Source organism: Bacteroides sp. Marseille-P3684 (assembly GCF_900291465.1).
Lineage (GTDB): Bacteria > Bacteroidota > Bacteroidia > Bacteroidales > Bacteroidaceae > Phocaeicola_A.
The window spans coordinates 819,023-834,838 of the sequence record NZ_LT985808.1 but is presented as its reverse complement, the minus strand read 5'-3'; the positions used below and the strand labels follow the sequence as shown (position 1 = coordinate 834,838).

The window sequence follows — 15,816 nt, the reverse complement described above, 5'->3', positions numbered from 1 at the left end:
CGAACGGCAATTGTCAATTGTCCATTGTCAATTGTCAATTATTCCGCCATCGAACCGTCCACACCCCGAACGGCAATTGTCAATTGTCCATTGTCAATTGTCAATTGAATCGTTGTCTCCCTTTCTTGTAAAAAAAAGTAAAGAAGGTGGTACATGCCACCCAAAAGCTGTATCTTTGTGGATAACCCTAACAACGAAAGGCAATCTCCTGCTTATGAAAACGAACTATGAAATACGCTATGCGGCGCATCCCGAGGACGCGAAGCATTACGACACGACGCGCATACGGCGCGACTTCCTCATCGAACGAGTATTCACACCCGACGAAGTCAATATGGTCTATTCCATGTACGACCGCATGGTCGTCGGCGGCGCACAGCCTGTGGGCGAGGTGCTCCGCCTGGAGGCTATCGACCCGCTGAAGGCTCCCTTCTTCACCACACGGCGCGAGGTGGGCATCTTCAACGTCGGCGGACCGGGCATCGTGCGCGCGGGCGACACCGTGTTCGAACTGGACTACAAGGAGGCGCTCTACCTGGGACGGGGCGACCGCGAGGTGACCTTCGAGAGCCGCGACGCCGGCCGTCCGGCGAAGTTCTACTTCAACTCCACCACGGCACACTGCACCTGCCCCGACCGCAAGATTGCCCGGGCGGACGCCATCAGCGTGGAGATGGGCTCGCTCGAAGGGTCGAACCACCGTGTCATCAACAAGATGATTGTCAACCAGGTGCTGCCCACGTGCCAGCTGCAGATGGGCATGACGGAACTCCAGCCCGGCTCGGTGTGGAACACCATGCCGGCACACGTGCACAGCCGTCGCATGGAGGCATACTTCTACTTCGAGCTGCCCGAGGAGCACGCCGTCTGCCACTTCATGGGCGAGACGGACGAGACGCGCCACCTGTGGATGCGCGGCGAGCAGGCAGTGCTGTCGCCCGAATGGTCCATCCACAGCGCGGCGGCAACGCACAACTACACCTTCATCTGGGGCATGGGCGGGGAGAACCTCGACTATGGCGACCAGGACTTCGCTGCCATCACCGACTTGAGATGAGGCACACCGAAGGGTCCGGACGGACGGACGACAACACCCGAATCATTCAACTTCCGCAGGTCCTCCCGGCAGACGGACGGCGACAGACAGCCGTCAGCCTCTGCCCGCAGGCACAGGCGGAGACTTAATCAAATCTATACGACTATGGTAAATTTCTCATTGGAAGGAAAGGTCGCCCTCGTGACGGGCGCCGCTTACGGCATCGGCTTCGCCATGGCACAGGCGTTGGCAGAGGCAGGTGCGAAGATTGCATTCAACTGCCGCGGCAAGGAGCACATGGAACAGGCTCTGGCGGACTATAAGAAGCTGGGCATCGACGCGAAGGGTTACCTCTGCGACGTCACCAGGGAGGACGAGGTCAGCGCCATGATTGCCGACATCGAGCAGACGCTGGGAACCATCGACATCCTGGTGAACAACGCCGGCATCATCAAGCGCATCCCGATGACGGACATGAAGGTGGAGGAGTTCCGCCAGGTGATCGACATCGACCTGACCGCCCCGTTCATCATGTCGAAGGCAGTCATCCCGGGCATGATTAAGAAGGGTCACGGAAAAATCATCAACATCTGCTCGATGATGAGCGAGCTGGGACGCGAGACGGTGTCCGCCTACGCCGCTGCGAAGGGCGGCCTGAAGATGCTGACCCGCAACATCGCATCGGAGTACGGAGAGTACAACATCCAGTGCAACGGCATCGGCCCGGGCTACATCGCCACACCGCAGACCGCCCCGTTGCGCGAGCGTCAGGCTGACGGCTCCCGCCACCCGTTCGACTCGTTCATCGTCGCCAAGACTCCGGCAGCACGCTGGGGCACGCCGGAGGACCTGATGGGCTCGGTGGTGTTCCTCGCTTCGGACGCGTCGAACTTCGTGAACGGCCAGGTGCTCTACGTGGACGGCGGTATCCTCGCCTACATCGGCAAGCAGCCCAAGTGAGTCGTGTGACCGGCTGACGGACGGACGCACCGTCGCCGTCCGCCGGACCAGAAGCATACAGCGGGCATGCCCGGACAACCCTCCGGACATGCCCGCTGCGTGTATCCGCAGGTGCGGCAAGGGCATGAAAAAACCCGGAAGCGGTGCTTCCGGGTCAACCTTCTTAACAGTAAACCGTTGGACTACCAGGATTCGAACCTAGACAAACAGAACCAAAACCTGTTGTGCTACCATTACACCATAGTCCAATCATTCTGTGCTTTCTTTTGAAAAGCGATGCAAAGATAGGCGTTTGGGCGATATGCTCCAAATGTTTACCGGGATTTTTTCGGGAATCTTGTCACATCGGCACCTGTGGGGAAAAGGGAAGCCCCCGGAGAGCCCCAACGAAAGTCCTCAGTCGTCGCCACATCGGCTCGTCCGGCAACGAAACACGAACTGGTTCACAGCGCGACAACCGCCCGTGAAAATTAATTTCGTGATTTACTTGGATGGTATTATATATGTATACTATCTTTGCTAGTGATTTAATAACAAAAACAAATTGCGATATGAACACGATGGAAGACACACCGTTGCAGACAGAGATGCGCCAATGCCCCTGCTGCCACCGTCAGCTGCCGCTGACCGAATTCTACGTCAATGCCCGCACGGGCAAACCGGACTCACGTTGCAAGGCCTGCCGCCGTCAGGCGAGCCGGATACAACGGGGCAAGTCTGCGCTCGGACCGCGCACGGAAACGTACCGGAGCTACCTGGTACTGACCGAAGTGGAAGACCGCGAACTGAGGATGACCCTCATCCGCCATGCCTTGCGCGTGGTGGCGGAGAGCGTCCGCCGACGCAAGGAGCGCGAAGCGGCAATGGAGGACAGCGAGTGAGGGCGCACGCCGGTGGGCCGCACACGGAAAGGCACAAGGCATGCCGGACGGGGATTCAATGTTTGAAAACCACGTGACGTGCATGGCGCTTGCGCCTTTCTCTTTTTAACCCGAATCAGCCATTAGACTTTGAGTAGATTGTTCGCATCTGTCAGGCAGCTTGTTTCTCGTTTTGGTGAAGACGTAGCGGGCTACGTCGAGACAGAACGAGGAAGAAGATGTCGACAGAGTGGACAAGATGCTCAAAGAGCTTGCCCTTTTGAATCGGAGAGAACTTTGAGCGGTCTAATGACCGATTCGGGTTTACCATGAACAAACAACAAACCTTGAACTATGGCTAGAATCAAGAAACGGGGACTGGACTATTTCCCCCTGGACACAGACTTTATCACACACCGCACGGTGCGCCGCCTGATGAAACGCGAGGGCGACGGGGCGGTGGGCATCCTCGTGTGGCTCTTCTCGTGCATCTACGCGGACAAGGGCTACTACCTGGAGGTGGACGATGTCCTGCTGGAGGACATTGCCGCGGACTTCTACGGCTTCACGGACGAGGATGTACGGCGCGTGGTGGAGGCGGCGGTGGACTGCGGCATCTTCGACGCGGGACTGTACGAGCGACGCCACATCCTGACCTCGGCACACATCCAGCAGCAGTTCGCCTTCGTGAAGAAGAAGGCGCGCGAGTCGCTCATCGACCCCGACCTGTCGCTGCTGACCGACGGGGGCGAAGAGACGGAAGCCCCGAAGGAGGCGTCCGTGAAAACCGAACGAATGGCGGCAGTTTCACCCGCGGAAGGGGACATTTCACCCGCCACAGACCCCCATAGCATAGCAAAGAAAAGAACAGCAGAGCAGAGCAAAGCAAACCCCCTCCTGTTCCCCCCTCGACGGGGAAACGGAAAGGAGTCCGGAGGAGGGACCTTCTGCTGCGCCTGGACGGACGGGCGGACGGAAGCTGTGGACGCCGGAGGCACTGGAGCGCCTGGTGCCGCCTGCCGACGGGGTGAAGCGCAACTTCCGCGGTCTGCTGGAGAACCTCAGGCAGTTCCGCATCCCGCCCGACGAGCAGTATGCCATCATCTGCCGGAGCAACTACGGCGCCATCGGGCACAGCGTGTGGCGCGGCTTCTGCGTCCTCCGGGAGAGCGGCGGGAAGATACGTCTGCCGGGGCGTTACCTGCTCAGCCTGAAGACCTGAGCCGTCGCCCGGAGAGTGGGCATAAAAGGCGGGGACCCCGCTGCGTCGCGCAACGAGATCCCCTGCCATAAGCCAAATATTGAATCAGATTATTCCACAATCAGGAGGAAGTAGTTCTTCTTCCCGCGCTGTACGATGAGGTACTTGTCTGCCACCAGGTCTTGGGTGGTCACTTCGCGGTCAAACTCCGTCAACTTCTCCTTGTTCAAGGACACGCCTCCGCCCTGTACGAGCTTGCGCATCTCGCCCTTGGAGGCGAAGACGCCCGAGTGCTCGGCAAAGAGATCGACTGCCTTCACGCCGCCGGCGAGCAGGTCGCGCGACACCTTGAACTGCGGCACACCCTCGAACACGGCGAGCAGTGTCGACTCGTCCAGCCGGTGCAGCGCCTCCGACGTCGCGTTGCCGAAGAGGATGCCCGATGCCTCCACCGCAGCCTCGTAGTCGGCCTCCGAGTGGACCATCACCGTCACTTCCTTCGCCAGGCGCTTCTGCAGCACCCGCAGGTGGGGAGCGGCGGCATGCTCTGCCGTCAGTGCGTCGATTTCCTCGCGGCTCAGCGAGGTGAATATCTTGATGTAGCGGGCAGCGTCCTCGTCGCTCACGTTCAGCCAGAACTGGTAGAACTTGTAGGGCGACGTGTAGCGCGGGTCGAGCCAGATGTTGCCCGACTCCGTCTTGCCGAACTTGCCTCCGTCCGCCTTCGTGATGAGGGGACAGGTCAGTGCGTATGCCTCACCGCCCGTGGTGCGGCGTATCAGCTCCGTACCCGTGGTCATGTTGCCCCACTGGTCGGAACCGCCCATCTGGAGCTTGCAGTTCTTGTGGGTGTTCAGGTATAGGAAGTCGTAGCCTTGAATCAGCTGATAGGTGAACTCGGTGAACGAGAGCCCGTCGCGCGCCTCGCCGTTGAGACGTTTCTGCACGGAGTCCTTCGCCATCATGTAGTTCACGGTGATGCGTTTGCCCACCTCGCGTGCGAAGTCGAGGAAGGTGAAGTCTTTCATCCAGTCGTAGTTGTTGACCAGCTCGGCGCGGTTCGGCGCGTCCGACTCGAAGTCGAGGAACTTGGCGAGCTGCTTCTTGATGCATTCCTGGTTGTGACGCAAGGTGTCCTCATCGAGCAGGTTACGTTCTGCCGACTTGCCCGAAGGGTCGCCGATCATGCCTGTGGCACCGCCCACGAGCGCCAGCGGCTTGTGTCCGCAACGCTGCAGGTGGCGGAGCATCATCACGCCGCACAGGTGACCGATGTGGAGCGAGTCTGCCGTCGGGTCAATACCGAGGTAGGCAGTCACTTGTTCCTTTTCGAGCAGTTCTTCCGTGCCGGGCATCATGGTGTGCAACATCCCGCGCCATCTTAGTTCTTCTACAAAATTCATCGAATGATACTTTAGTGTGTTCGTTTATCTGTTAAAGTTTGTAACGTTGAGGGCAAATGTACGACTCTTTATCTAAAGGACCAACAAAAAGACGCACTCTTTGCTCCGGGGCGTGCAGATTTCCACGTTCAGCGTGGGGCGTGCAGCCTCCGGTAGTTGTTTTCGAGCACACGGACGAGGGCTTCGGGGTCCATCCCACGTACCGTAGCGACGGCGGCGAGGATGTCCGCCAGCGGCTTCGGGCTCTCGTCGGTCTCCACGAACAGGCGTCCGTCGGGGGTGGCAAGCAGGGCTTCCGCCTGGAAATGTTCGCCGAAGGAGAGTGACAGCCCCTCGTCGAGCAACTGCCGTGCCACGCTGCGGTTTCCACGGAAGCCGTGCACGACCCACGTCTGCCGGGGACGGTGCTTCCGGTGGAGAAGGACCAGCTCGTTGTACGCCCTCACGCAGTGGATGATGAGTGGCTTCCCCGTCGCCTCGCTCAGGCGGATGTGCGCCTCGAAGGCTTCCGTCTGCCGGCGGAAGGCCCCGTCGCGTTCCCCGGCAGGCAGTCGCTTGAGCCACACCTTGTCGAGTCCGCACTCCCCGATGGCGACCACGCGGTCCTCCCCGGCAAGCCGTTCGACCCGGGGCATGCCCGTCCGCTCCCAGTCCCCGTCGGTGTGCCAGGGGTGTATGCCCACCGAGCAGCGTTGGTGCTCCGGCAATCCGCCTTCCGTCGTGGGGTCCACGGTGACGACCGCGCTCCCCGGCTGTTCCGGCAGGCGGTGGGTGTGGATGTCCGTCGGCACGGCTGCTTCAGCGGAAGGGCGTTCCGTGCCCGTCGGCAGGTCGTCCGTGTGAGAAAGGGCGGACGGCAAGGGAGAGTCGGAAGGGAGGTGCGGATTCATCAGTCGGGTGTAAGGGGTTCAGCGGACGAATGTTCAGGGCACGGGGTCATAGCCCGAGCCGCCCCAGGGATGGCAGCGGAGCAGACGGCGGACGGCAAGGTAGAGTCCCTTGAACGGGCCGTGCTTGCGGATGGCCTCGATGGCATACTGCGAGCACGTCGGGGTGAAACGGCACGTCGGGGGTGTCAGGGGAGAGATGCAGTTGCGGTAGAAGTAGATGGGGAGCAGGAGCAACTGGGTCAGCAGGCGGTTTATCAGATGCAGTACTTTCCACATAGGCAGACGGTTTCAGGCGTCCAGACGTTCGGACAGGCGCTGGAGCAGGTTGACCACGCGGCGTTCGACCTCCTCCGTGGGACAAAGCTCATTGCCCAGCCAGATGAAGCCCATCACGAGATGGAGCTGCCGGCGCGTGACGGTGTCCAGCAGGATGTGCTTGTTCCGGCGGTATGCCTCGCGCACCTGACGCTTCACCCGGTTGCGCTTCACTGCGCGACGGAAACGCTTCTTCGGTACGCTGACCAGTATCGAGACCGGCACACGGACGTCCGCCTCCTCCACCGGCAGGTACACCAGCCGCAGGGGGAACGACACCAGCGACTTGCTCCCACCGGCGAACAGACGGTCGATGAGCAGCTGGCGGCAGAGGCGTTCAGCCTTGCCGAACGTACGGGGATGTGGGGTCGGTTGTGTAGGTTCCATAGCGTGACAGCGTAAAAAAGACAGTGGCTTCAGACCGCAAAGTTACACTTTCTCCGGTATAAAGCCACTGTCAGTGGTCCGTTATTTGCCGCGGACCGCGGATATTCTTATTTAAGTCCTTTCAGGAAGAGTTCCAGTGCTCCGGTCATGGACGGCGCTTCGGCTGTGGGAGCCTCGACGTCGAGCCGCAGTCCGGCATCGCGTGCCGCCTTCGCCGTCGCCGGTCCGAAGCAGCCGATGGCGATGTCGCCCTGCTGGAAGTCGGGGAAGTTCTTTTTCAGCGCAGCCACTCCGGCGGGAGTGAAGAAGATGAGCATGTCGTAGTCGAACTTTTCCTCCGGGGTGAAATCGTTGCTCACGGTGCGGTACATGACGGTCTCGGTGTGCTGGAGCTTCGCCTTGTCGAGGAGGGTCTTCGTCTCGTCGGTGTGGACGTCGGACATGGGGACGAGGTATTTCTCACCTTTGTGCTTGATCATCGAGGGCAGCAGGTCCTCGATTTTGCCCGTGGCGCCGAAGAACACCTTGCGCTTGCGGTACTGCACGTATTTCTGGATGTAGAGGGCGACCGATTCGGTGACGCAGAAATACTTCATGGTCTCCGGGATGGTGACACGCAACTCGCCGCACAGGTGGAAGAAGTGGTCAATGGCGTGGCGGGAGGTGAACACTACGGCAGTGTGGTCCAGGATGGACACCTTCTGCTGTCTGAACTCTTTAGCAGAAACGCTCTCAACTTTGATGAACGGGCGGAAGACTATCTCTACCCCATACTTGCTCGCAATATCGTAATATGGCGACTTATCGGAGCTGGGTTTCGGCTGCGATACTAGTATCTTTTTTATTTCCAAAGTATGAATCTTTTATTATAGCAAACTACTAATGGTGATTAATGTTCGGCCAAGCAGGAAACTAGGCAGAATTTCTAAGGCGCAAAAGTACACAATTAAATAGAAAGCACGGTAGTATTTTCCAAAAAAGATGCCTGCGCACTTACAAAACAGCAAGATTTTGCCCAAAACAAGTACAAAAGCGATAAAAAGCACCTTCTTCTCCGCACCCAGGTCAAAGTAGACCACGAACAGCAACAGCGGGAAAAGCAGCAGCCCTTCGCCGACAAAGACCAGGGAATAGGAGTCCAGCCACCGGCGGGACTTCTGTTTGTCAAAAAAAGTCCAATTGGCGAAGCTGTAGAGCGCGCACTTCAGCAGGTAGTATGCCAGGCAGGCGACGATGTAGAGCCCGAGCCACCGGATGGGGTGGGCATGCAGCGCCGTGGGCAGGCGTCCGCTGAGGTACTCGAACACGAGCAGTCCGAAGACCATCCCGGTGTGGAGCAGGAGCAGGACGCGGTAACGGACGTCGGTGTTCGTCTCCTCGGCAAAGAGGCTGGAACGCTCGCGGGTGGAGAAGAAGTCCTTGACCTGCTGCCACAGGAAGTGCCTGCCGCGCGACAGGACGTAGGCGAGCATGCACATGCACAGCAGGATGACCGAGGTGATGCCGTCGTCGGTGCGCAGCTGGTAGGGCAAGGGCACACCGGGTCGGCCCGGAATCTCCGTCCGCTGGACCATCGTCGCCAGGAGCGAGTCCTGCGGCTGGCAGTAGTGTACCTGAAGGCTGTCAACGGGGCATCGGGGGGTCATAGGGCAGCGAATTTACGGAGGTTCTTGTCCCAGAGAGGGGTGACGAGCAGCTGTTCGACGGCTTCGGCGGGGGTGGACGCCACGGTCCAGAGTCCGGCGTGCTGGGGGCGCATGAAGCGTTCGTCGACGGCACGGCGGAACATCGCCAGCAGGGGGTCGAAGTAGCCGTGGGTGTTGAGGATGACGACGGGCTTGTCATAGAGTCCCAGCTGCTTCCAGGTGATGATTTCGAGCAGCTCCTCGAGGGTGCCGACGCCTCCGGGCAGGGCAACGGTGCCGTCGGAGAGTCGTGCCATGACCTCCTTGCGCTCGTGCATGTCCGCCGTCTCGATGAGTTCCGTCAGTCCCTTGTGGCACCAGCCCTGCTCGACCATGAAGCGGGGGATGACTCCGGTCACCTCGCCTCCCGCCTCCAGGGCGGCATCGGCACAGGCGGCCATCAGCCCCATCGAGCCGGCACCGTTCACGAGCCGGATGTGCCGGCGGGCGAGCAGCCTGCCCAGTTCGGCGGCGCACTCGGCATAGGCGGGGTCAATCTGTGTGCTGGATGCGCAGTAGACGCATACGCGGCGTAGGGTGTTCATGAGTCTGTGGGGTTTGTCGTTAGCATGAATGTCCGGACGCGGACGGCTCCGGCGGCTGTGTGCCTCCGTGCCGTCCGCGCCGGTATGAGTACGGGTGTGTCAGAGTCCGAAGGCCTCCTTCACGCGGTCCACGTAGTCGAGCTTCTCCCAGGTGAAGAGCTCCACGGTGATGTCCTTGTTCCCTTCGTAGCGGGAGTCGAAGTGCTTCGTCACCACCTGGGGTTCGCGTCCCATGTGTCCGTAGGCAGCCGTCTCCGAGTAGATGGGGTTGCGGAGCTTGAGGCGTTCCTCGATGGCCTTCGGACGGAGGTCGAAGAGGGCGTCAATCTTGCGGGCAATCTCCCCGTCAGTCAGGTTCACGTGGCTGCGTCCGTAGGTGTTCACGTAGATGTTGATGGGGCGTGCCACACCGATGGCGTAGGACACCTGGACGAGGATTTCGTCGGCGACGCCGGCAGCCACGAGGTTCTTGGCGATGTGCCGTGCGGCATAGGCTGCGCTGCGGTCCACCTTGCTGGGGTCCTTGCCGGAGAAGGCGCCTCCGCCGTGTGCGCCCTTGCCGCCGTAGGTGTCGACGATGATTTTGCGGCCGGTCAGTCCCGTGTCGCCATGAGGTCCGCCGATGACGAACTTGCCGGTGGGGTTCACGTGGTAAGTGATGTGGTCGTTGAAGAGGGCGAGCACGCTCTCGTTGTGGATGCCGGCGATGACGCGGGGCATGAGGATGCCGATGACGTCGCGGCGTATCTGTGCGAGCATCTCCTCGTCAGCCCGGAGCTGCGCCTCGGGGGAGTCGTCCGCGGGACGGATGAAGTCGTCGTGCTGGGTCGACACCACGATGGTGTCGATGCGGACGGGGCGGTTGTCGTCGTCGTATTCGATGGTCACCTGACTCTTGGCGTCGGGGCGCAGGTAGGTCATCTCCTTCCCCTCGCGCCGGATGTCGGCGAGGACCATCAGTATCTTGTGCGCCAGGTCGAGCGAGAGGGGCATGTAGTTCTCGGTCTCGTTGGTGGCATAGCCGAACATCATGCCCTGGTCACCGGCTCCCTGCTCCATGGGGTCCTGACGCTCCACGCCCCGGTTAATGTCGGGGCTTTGCTCGTGGATGGCGGAGAGCACTCCGCAGGAATTGCCGTCGAACATGTATTCGCCTTTCGTATAGCCGATACGGTTGATTACTTCACGGGCGATGCGTTGCATGTCAACGTACGCCTTTGTCTTGATTTCACCCGCCAGCACCACCTGTCCGGTGGTTACCAGAGTTTCGCAAGCTACTTTCGAACCAGGGTCATAAGCCAATAGTTTGTCAAGCACAGCGTCGGAGATTTGGTCCGCCACTTTGTCGGGGTGTCCTTCAGACACCGATTCGGATGTAAACAGATATCCCATTTCTTTCGTTTAAAGGTTAGTTGGTTCATTCATTCACGGTGCGGCCCCTGCCGTACGGCAGTACCACATACACGGTCACAAAAGAATGGGGAAAGAGGAGTTGGGAAGGGAACTACGCACGCCGCCTGCCGGGAGGCGGTTTCTTTAGCATTTTTTTCTGTGGTTGCAAGCTGCCCAAATCTTTCCACATTGTTTTGTCGGGCGCAAAGGTAGGCATTTCCCGCCGAACGGCGTGCAGGTGTTCCTCTCTTTTTAAATTCTTTTTAGGGACGTCCCCTACCGCAGGGGATCGGTCGCCGCCTCTGCCCGGCGCAGCAGTTCGCCGATGGTGACTCCCAGCACGGGGTGTGTCACCTCGCCGGCAATCTCTGCCAGCGGACGGAGGACGAACAGGCGTTCGGCGATGCCGGGGTGCGGCAGCGTCAGGGTGTCAGTCGTCAGGAGCCGGTCGCCGTAGAGCAGGATGTCGATGTCGATGGGGCGGTCGGAATAGACCCCGCCGACACTCTTGCTGCGTCTGCCCAGCTCGCGCTCGATGGCCTGCGTGCGGACGAGCACTTCCCCGGGTGTCAGGTCGGTCTGCACAGCCAGGGCGGCGTTGAGGAAAGCATGTTCGGAGCGGAAGCCCCACGGGGCGGTCTCATAAAATGACGAAAGGGAAGTCACCTTCCCTATCCGTCGTTCTATCTCGTCCGTCGCCCGGCGCAGGTTCAGCTCCCGGTCGCCCAGGTTCGTGCCCAGGCCCAAGTAAACCGTCGTCATAGGCTCGTGTCGTCAGTCGAGAATCAACATGGCGTCGCCGTAGGTACCGAAGCGGTAGTCCTCCTGCAGGGCAACGTCGTAGGCGTGCATGATGAGGTCGTATCCGCCATACGCCGACACGAGCATCAGCAGCGTGGAGTAAGGCATGTGGAAGTTCGACACCATGCTGTTGGCAACAGAGAACTCGTAGGGCGGGAAGATGAACTTGTTCGTCCATCCCTCGTACTCCTTCAGGTGGCCGTCCGTGCCCACGGCGGTCTCGATGGCGCGCATGACGGTCGTGCCCACGGCGCAGACGTTATGGCCTCCGTCCTTGGCGGCGTTGACCCGCTGCACGGCGTCCGCCTCGACGAACATCTGCTCGGAGTCCATCTTGTGCTTGGTGAGGTCCTCGACGTCGATGTCGCGGAAGTTGCCCAGTCCGGCGTGGAGGGTGATGAAGGCGAAGTCGATGCCCTTGATTTCCATGCGCTTCATCAGCTCCCGGCTGAAATGCAGTCCGGCGGTAGGTGCGGTCACGGCACCCTCGTTGCGTGCGAAGATGGTCTGGAAGTTCTCTTCGTCCTCCGGCTCCACGGGCCGGTTGATGAACGAGGGCAAGGGGGGTTCTCCCAGGGCATAGAGCGCCTTCTTGAACTCGTCGTGCGGCCCGTCGTAAAGGAAGCGCAGGGTGCGTCCGCGCGACGTGGTGTTGTCGATGACCTCCGCCACCATGGAGTCGTCTTCGCCAAAGTAGAGCTTGTTGCCGATGCGTATCTTGCGGGCGGGGTCGACCAGCACATCCCACAGACGCAGCTCCTCGTTGAGCTCGCGCAGCAGGAAGACCTCGATGCGTGCGCCGGTCTTCTCCTTGTTGCCGTAGAGGCGGGCGGGGAAGACTTTCGTGTCGTTGAAGATAAATACGTCCTTATCATCGAAATAGTCCAGGATGTCCTTAAACATGCGATGCTCGATCTCTCCCGACTTCTTGTGGACGACCATCAGGCGCGATTCATCACGATGTTTCGCCGGGTGCAGAGCGATTTTCTCTTCCGGCAGCTTGAATTTAAATTGCGACAGTTTCATAATATCTTCGATGTTATTGTTATTTCTTTGTTCAGGGGGACGTCAGTCGTTCACCGACGGGGTGAGCTCCTGCGCGTCCACCCACGCCTCGACCTGGTCGAGCGCGAGGCAGTCCTCCAGGCGGACGTCGCCGACCCGGGTGCGCTCCAGCGCCGTGAGGTGTGCACCGCTGTGCAGGGCAATGCCGATGTCGCGTGCCAGTGCACGGATGTAGGTCCCCTTGCTGCACACCACCCGGATGCGGATGTCGGGCAGCTCGCAGGCGAGCAGCTCTATCTCGTCGATGACCAGCGTCTTGGGCTTCAGCTCCACCTCACGGCCCTTGCGGGCGAGGTCGTAGGCGCGCTTGCCGTCGACCTTGCAGGCGGAGAAGGCAGGGGGCACCTGCTCGATGCTGCCCACGAACTGCCGGAGGGTCTCCTCCACCAGCTCGCGGGTGATGTGGTCGGTGGGATAGGTGGCGTCGATTTCCTTTTCCAGGTCGAACGACGGGGTGGTCGCCCCCAGGCGGAGGATAGCCACGTACTCCTTGGTGTGCGCCTGGAACTCCTCGATGCGCTTCGTCGCCCGTCCGGTGCAGAGTATCATCACACCGGTGGCGAGCGGGTCGAGCGTGCCGGCATGGCCCACCTTGAGCTTCTTCACGCCCTGTTTGCGGCACACGAAGTAGCGTACCTTGTTCACTACGCCGAACGAGGTCCACCCGTAGGGCTTGTTGACACAGATGATGGCTCCGTCTTTGAAGTTCATAGGCAGGGTTTAAAGGGTGAGCGAATGGCCCGTGAGCAGCAGGATGAGAATCAGTGCGCCCACGATGATGCGGTACCAGCCGAAGGCCTTGAAGCCGTACTTGGTCACGAAGGCGATGAAGAACTTGATGGCGACGAGGGCGACGACGAACGCGACGGCGTTGCCGACCAGCAGGGCGGTCAGGTTCTCACGCAGCACGTCAGCGCCCCCTTCGTCGAGGAAGAGCTTCAGCATCTTGTAGGCGGTCGCGGCAAACATGGTCGGCACGGCGAGGAAGAAGGAGAACTCGGCGGCATCCTTGCGCGAGAGCTTCTGCGCCATGCCCCCGACGATGGTCGCCATGGAGCGCGACACTCCGGGTATCATCGCGATGCACTGGAAAAGTCCGATGCGGAACGCCTTCGCCTCCGTCAGCTCGGTCTTCCGTCCTGCCTCGTCGCGGAAGATGCGGTCGGTGAACAGCATGAAGATGCCGCCCAGGATGAGCATCACCGCCACCACGGTCACGCTCTCCAGCAACTCGTCTATCTTGTCGCTGAAGAGGAAGCCGAAGATGGCCGCGGGGATGAAGGCGACCAGCAGTTTCCAGTAGAAGTCGAACTTGTGGAGGAACCGCCTCAGGGACGTACTGCCCGCAGGCACGGGCTTGGGGTTCAGGCGGAAGAACCGCTTCCAGTAGAGGCAGACCACCGAGAGGATGGCGCCGAACTGGATGATGACGGTGAACGCCTTGACAAAAGGCGTACTCTCCACGCCCAGCACGCCCTGGGTAATAATCATGTGTCCCGTGGACGAGACGGGAAGGAACTCGGTGAGTCCCTCCACGATGGCTATCACGATGGTTTCAAAGAGGGTCAGGTCGTTCATGCTTCCGGTCGGTTGTCTTCAGTGTGTTTGGGACGGCGCACCACGGCGTAAATCATGAACACGAACCCCACGAAGCTCACGATGGGAGCCACCCGGATGCGGCGTACGCTGAAGATGTCGGGGTTGAACTGGGTCTCCGAGGAGCCCGGTCCCGCCATGAGGAGAAAGCCGATGATTACTACCGCCATCCCGATGAGGAGGAGGATGAAGTTTGTCTTGTCGAAAGCGAATGTTTGTCTATCCATGTTTACATATAATATAGGTCACCTGCGCTCAGGCGGAGGTACTTGTTTATCGAAATATAGGCGCACATGCAGGTGATGAGCACGCCAAAGAGGAGCGTCGACAGCATCACCCACAGCAGGATGTCGGTGGTGATGACGGCGAGCAGCCCCGGCTCATAGCTCACCAGGGTGTAGGCGGCAGCCACCAGCACGGCGTCCGCCAGAACGCCCGACGACAGCCCGACCCAGAAGTTGCGCCGCAGGAAGGGCCGTCGGATGAAGCCCCACCCCGCCCCCACGAGCTTCATGGTGTGGATGAGGAAGCGCTTGGAGTAAATGGTCAGGCGGACGGTGTTGTTGATGAGTGCGAACGAGATGAGCGTCAGCAGGGCGGCCACGGCGAGCAGCCCGATGCTGAGCTTGCTGATGTTCCGGTTCACGGAGTCCATGAGCCCCTGCCTGTAGTCGATGTCCGTCACCAGCTTGTCGGCAAGGATGCGCTCCTTGATCCACGCCACGCTGTCGGCATTGGCATAGGCGGCATGCAGCTTCAGCTCGATGGACGGACTGAAGGGGTTGTAACCGAGGAACTCCACGGGGTCGCTGCCCATGGTCTCCACCTCCTCCTTCAGCGCCTCCTCCTTGGAGATGTAGGCGGACGCCTTGACGAACGCCTCACTGTCCAGCCGCTTCTGCAGGGCAAGGATGGCGGACTCGGGTGCGTCGTTGTTCAGCAGGACGGTGAAGTTCAGGTTCTCGCGTACGTACACGGACAGCCGGTGTGCCGACAACACGAGAAACAGCATCAACCCCAACAGTATCAGTACCATGGCCGTACTGATGCAGGCGGTGATGAACTGCATGTCGAAAAGGCGTACCCGGTGTTTCGTGGACATAAAAGCGACTCTTTAGCTAAATTGGTGCAAAGTAACAAATTAATTGCCACACGGTCACGCTGCGTTAAGAGGATTTAACCCAATTGCAAGGAACAAGGACCCCTGCAGCATGTTCATGAACCCACAAGGCGGCGATGTAGGGGCGACCGGTCTGGTCGCCCGGTCCAACAAACATCAATTGACAATGGACAATGGACAATTGACAATTGATTTTTCCCCGTTTGTCACAATGACATTATTCTCCCGATTTTAACATCACAATTTCCTGATTCGGCAGTTTCGGCTAACGCGCATTTTCGCAAAATCGTCCCAATTAGAAAAACGCGCGTTAAATATTTTAAGAAACGTCCGTCGGAACGCACCAAAAGAAACGATTATTCACACAACTATACCCTTTCTAACGCAGAAAAAGCATCCGCCGCCCTCCTTTCCACGGTCGAAAGCACCTGTGACTGGCTTCGTACGGACGAACGACTACCGTCGTACCGACGTGTCCGCACCGTCGTACCGACGCGTCCGTACGAAAACAGTCCCCTTTCCCCATTTTTTAGAGACCGAAAGGGCACAAATCCCGACGT

The 15,816-nt window shown here is 59.8% G+C and carries 19 protein-coding genes and 1 tRNA gene; 5 read left to right on the top strand and 15 right to left on the bottom strand.

Translation table 11 applies throughout. The features are described 5' to 3' along the window. Window positions 1-214 precede the first annotated feature (214 nt). Genes kduI through C8275_RS03240 form a run of 3 tightly spaced genes read left to right on the top strand, consistent with a single transcriptional unit; the run spans window position 215 to window position 1,996 of the window. The gene (gene kduI, locus C8275_RS03245) at window positions 215-1,057 is read left to right on the top strand and encodes a 5-dehydro-4-deoxy-D-glucuronate isomerase (RefSeq protein WP_106484080.1); all 843 of its coding nucleotides are present in this window, start codon (window positions 215-217) and stop codon (window positions 1,055-1,057) included. Then, a complete protein-coding gene (locus C8275_RS14915) occupies window positions 1,054-1,185 on the top strand; it encodes a hypothetical protein (protein WP_255413979.1) in 132 nt (43 codons plus the stop codon). Before kduI ends, C8275_RS14915 begins: the two co-directional genes overlap by 4 nt. A gap of 16 nt (window positions 1,186-1,201) precedes the next feature. Continuing rightward, entirely contained in the window at window positions 1,202-1,996 is a 795-nt protein-coding gene (locus C8275_RS03240) for a gluconate 5-dehydrogenase (protein WP_022385015.1), read from the top strand. A 177-nt stretch (window positions 1,997-2,173) separates the two neighbouring features. On the opposite strand, the gene C8275_RS03235 is transcribed toward C8275_RS03240, so the two are convergent. After that, window positions 2,174-2,244, bottom strand: a tRNA-Gln gene (locus tag C8275_RS03235). A gap of 303 nt (window positions 2,245-2,547) precedes the next feature. Between C8275_RS03235 and C8275_RS03230 the strand changes: the two genes are divergently transcribed. Both C8275_RS03230 and C8275_RS03225 read left to right on the top strand, forming a co-directional pair. Next, window positions 2,548-2,877: a hypothetical protein gene (locus C8275_RS03230; protein WP_234395692.1), complete on the top strand. Its 330-nt coding sequence runs from the start codon at window positions 2,548-2,550 to the stop codon at window positions 2,875-2,877. Between the two features lie 333 nt (window positions 2,878-3,210). Next, window positions 3,211-4,149 carry a DUF4373 domain-containing protein gene (locus C8275_RS03225; protein WP_234395691.1) on the top strand — a complete coding sequence of 313 codons (939 nt, stop codon included), beginning with the start codon at window positions 3,211-3,213 and terminating at the stop codon, window positions 4,147-4,149. 18 nt (window positions 4,150-4,167) lie between these two features. On the opposite strand, the gene tyrS is transcribed toward C8275_RS03225, so the two are convergent. From tyrS to C8275_RS03155, 14 genes are all read right to left on the bottom strand, one after another. Continuing rightward, window positions 4,168-5,460, bottom strand: a complete 1,293-nt coding sequence (gene tyrS / locus C8275_RS03220) for a tyrosine--tRNA ligase (protein ID WP_106484079.1) — start codon at window positions 5,458-5,460, stop codon at window positions 4,168-4,170. 128 nt (window positions 5,461-5,588) lie between these two features. After that, window positions 5,589-6,350: a TatD family hydrolase gene (locus C8275_RS03215; RefSeq protein WP_106484078.1), complete on the bottom strand. Its 762-nt coding sequence runs from the start codon at window positions 6,348-6,350 to the stop codon at window positions 5,589-5,591. A gap of 33 nt (window positions 6,351-6,383) precedes the next feature. Next, complete coding sequence (yidD, locus tag C8275_RS03210; RefSeq protein WP_022385020.1) at window positions 6,384-6,626, bottom strand: membrane protein insertion efficiency factor YidD; 243 nt, start codon at window positions 6,624-6,626, stop codon at window positions 6,384-6,386. A gap of 12 nt (window positions 6,627-6,638) precedes the next feature. After that, complete coding sequence (locus C8275_RS03205; RefSeq protein ID WP_106484077.1) at window positions 6,639-7,052, bottom strand: ribonuclease P protein component; 414 nt, start codon at window positions 7,050-7,052, stop codon at window positions 6,639-6,641. 107 nt (window positions 7,053-7,159) lie between these two features. Then, complete coding sequence (locus tag C8275_RS03200) at window positions 7,160-7,903, bottom strand: uroporphyrinogen-III synthase (protein WP_106484076.1); 744 nt, start codon at window positions 7,901-7,903, stop codon at window positions 7,160-7,162. A 15-nt stretch (window positions 7,904-7,918) separates the two neighbouring features. After that, entirely contained in the window at window positions 7,919-8,698 is a 780-nt protein-coding gene (locus tag C8275_RS03195; RefSeq protein ID WP_106484075.1) for a DUF4271 domain-containing protein, read from the bottom strand. Further along, entirely contained in the window at window positions 8,695-9,282 is a 588-nt protein-coding gene (locus C8275_RS03190) for a TIGR00730 family Rossman fold protein (RefSeq protein ID WP_106484074.1), read from the bottom strand. The genes C8275_RS03195 and C8275_RS03190 overlap by 4 nt, the downstream gene beginning before the upstream one ends. A gap of 99 nt (window positions 9,283-9,381) precedes the next feature. Next, window positions 9,382-10,674, bottom strand: coding sequence for a methionine adenosyltransferase (gene metK / locus C8275_RS03185; protein ID WP_106484073.1), 1,293 nt, complete (start codon window positions 10,672-10,674; stop codon window positions 9,382-9,384). A gap of 276 nt (window positions 10,675-10,950) precedes the next feature. Beyond that, window positions 10,951-11,436 carry a 2-amino-4-hydroxy-6-hydroxymethyldihydropteridine diphosphokinase gene (gene folK, locus C8275_RS03180; RefSeq protein ID WP_106484072.1) on the bottom strand — a complete coding sequence of 162 codons (486 nt, stop codon included), beginning with the start codon at window positions 11,434-11,436 and terminating at the stop codon, window positions 10,951-10,953. Between the two features lie 12 nt (window positions 11,437-11,448). After that, a complete protein-coding gene (gene queA, locus C8275_RS03175) occupies window positions 11,449-12,501 on the bottom strand; it encodes a tRNA preQ1(34) S-adenosylmethionine ribosyltransferase-isomerase QueA (RefSeq protein WP_022385027.1) in 1,053 nt (350 codons plus the stop codon). A gap of 42 nt (window positions 12,502-12,543) precedes the next feature. Beyond that, window positions 12,544-13,251, bottom strand: a complete 708-nt coding sequence (gene truB, locus C8275_RS03170; protein WP_106484071.1) for a tRNA pseudouridine(55) synthase TruB — start codon at window positions 13,249-13,251, stop codon at window positions 12,544-12,546. A gap of 9 nt (window positions 13,252-13,260) precedes the next feature. Further along, window positions 13,261-14,118: an undecaprenyl-diphosphate phosphatase gene (locus C8275_RS03165; protein WP_106484070.1), complete on the bottom strand. Its 858-nt coding sequence runs from the start codon at window positions 14,116-14,118 to the stop codon at window positions 13,261-13,263. Continuing rightward, complete coding sequence (locus C8275_RS03160; RefSeq protein WP_106484069.1) at window positions 14,115-14,363, bottom strand: DUF3098 domain-containing protein; 249 nt, start codon at window positions 14,361-14,363, stop codon at window positions 14,115-14,117. The genes C8275_RS03165 and C8275_RS03160 overlap by 4 nt, the downstream gene beginning before the upstream one ends. Before the next feature lie 2 nt (window positions 14,364-14,365). Further along, window positions 14,366-15,238: an ABC transporter permease gene (locus C8275_RS03155; RefSeq protein ID WP_106484068.1), complete on the bottom strand. Its 873-nt coding sequence runs from the start codon at window positions 15,236-15,238 to the stop codon at window positions 14,366-14,368. Window positions 15,239-15,816 lie beyond the last annotated feature (578 nt).

Bases quoted from the DNA above. Each gene is read 5' to 3' on its own strand.
- C8275_RS03230 (WP_234395692.1), top strand. From the start codon at position 2,548: ATGAACACGATGGAAGACACACCGTTGCAGACAGAGATGCGCCAATGC.
- C8275_RS03240 (WP_022385015.1), top strand. From the start codon at position 1,202: ATGGTAAATTTCTCATTGGAAGGAAAGGTCGCCCTCGTGACGGGCGCC.
- C8275_RS03215 (WP_106484078.1), bottom strand. From the start codon at position 6,350: ATGAATCCGCACCTCCCTTCCGACTCTCCCTTGCCGTCCGCCCTTTCT.
- truB (WP_106484071.1), bottom strand. From the start codon at position 13,251: ATGAACTTCAAAGACGGAGCCATCATCTGTGTCAACAAGCCCTACGGG.
- C8275_RS03195 (WP_106484075.1), bottom strand. From the start codon at position 8,698: ATGACCCCCCGATGCCCCGTTGACAGCCTTCAGGTACACTACTGCCAG.
- C8275_RS03155 (WP_106484068.1), bottom strand. From the start codon at position 15,238: ATGTCCACGAAACACCGGGTACGCCTTTTCGACATGCAGTTCATCACC.
- kduI (WP_106484080.1), top strand. From the start codon at position 215: ATGAAAACGAACTATGAAATACGCTATGCGGCGCATCCCGAGGACGCG.
- yidD (WP_022385020.1), bottom strand. From the start codon at position 6,626: ATGTGGAAAGTACTGCATCTGATAAACCGCCTGCTGACCCAGTTGCTC.
- tyrS (WP_106484079.1), bottom strand. From the start codon at position 5,460: ATGAATTTTGTAGAAGAACTAAGATGGCGCGGGATGTTGCACACCATG.
- C8275_RS03160 (WP_106484069.1), bottom strand. From the start codon at position 14,363: ATGGATAGACAAACATTCGCTTTCGACAAGACAAACTTCATCCTCCTC.
- folK (WP_106484072.1), bottom strand. From the start codon at position 11,436: ATGACGACGGTTTACTTGGGCCTGGGCACGAACCTGGGCGACCGGGAG.
- C8275_RS03165 (WP_106484070.1), bottom strand. From the start codon at position 14,118: ATGAACGACCTGACCCTCTTTGAAACCATCGTGATAGCCATCGTGGAG.
- metK (WP_106484073.1), bottom strand. From the start codon at position 10,674: ATGGGATATCTGTTTACATCCGAATCGGTGTCTGAAGGACACCCCGAC.
- queA (WP_022385027.1), bottom strand. From the start codon at position 12,501: ATGAAACTGTCGCAATTTAAATTCAAGCTGCCGGAAGAGAAAATCGCT.
- C8275_RS03205 (WP_106484077.1), bottom strand. From the start codon at position 7,052: ATGGAACCTACACAACCGACCCCACATCCCCGTACGTTCGGCAAGGCT.
- C8275_RS03225 (WP_234395691.1), top strand. From the start codon at position 3,211: ATGGCTAGAATCAAGAAACGGGGACTGGACTATTTCCCCCTGGACACA.
- C8275_RS03190 (WP_106484074.1), bottom strand. From the start codon at position 9,282: ATGAACACCCTACGCCGCGTATGCGTCTACTGCGCATCCAGCACACAG.
- C8275_RS14915 (WP_255413979.1), top strand. From the start codon at position 1,054: ATGAGGCACACCGAAGGGTCCGGACGGACGGACGACAACACCCGAATC.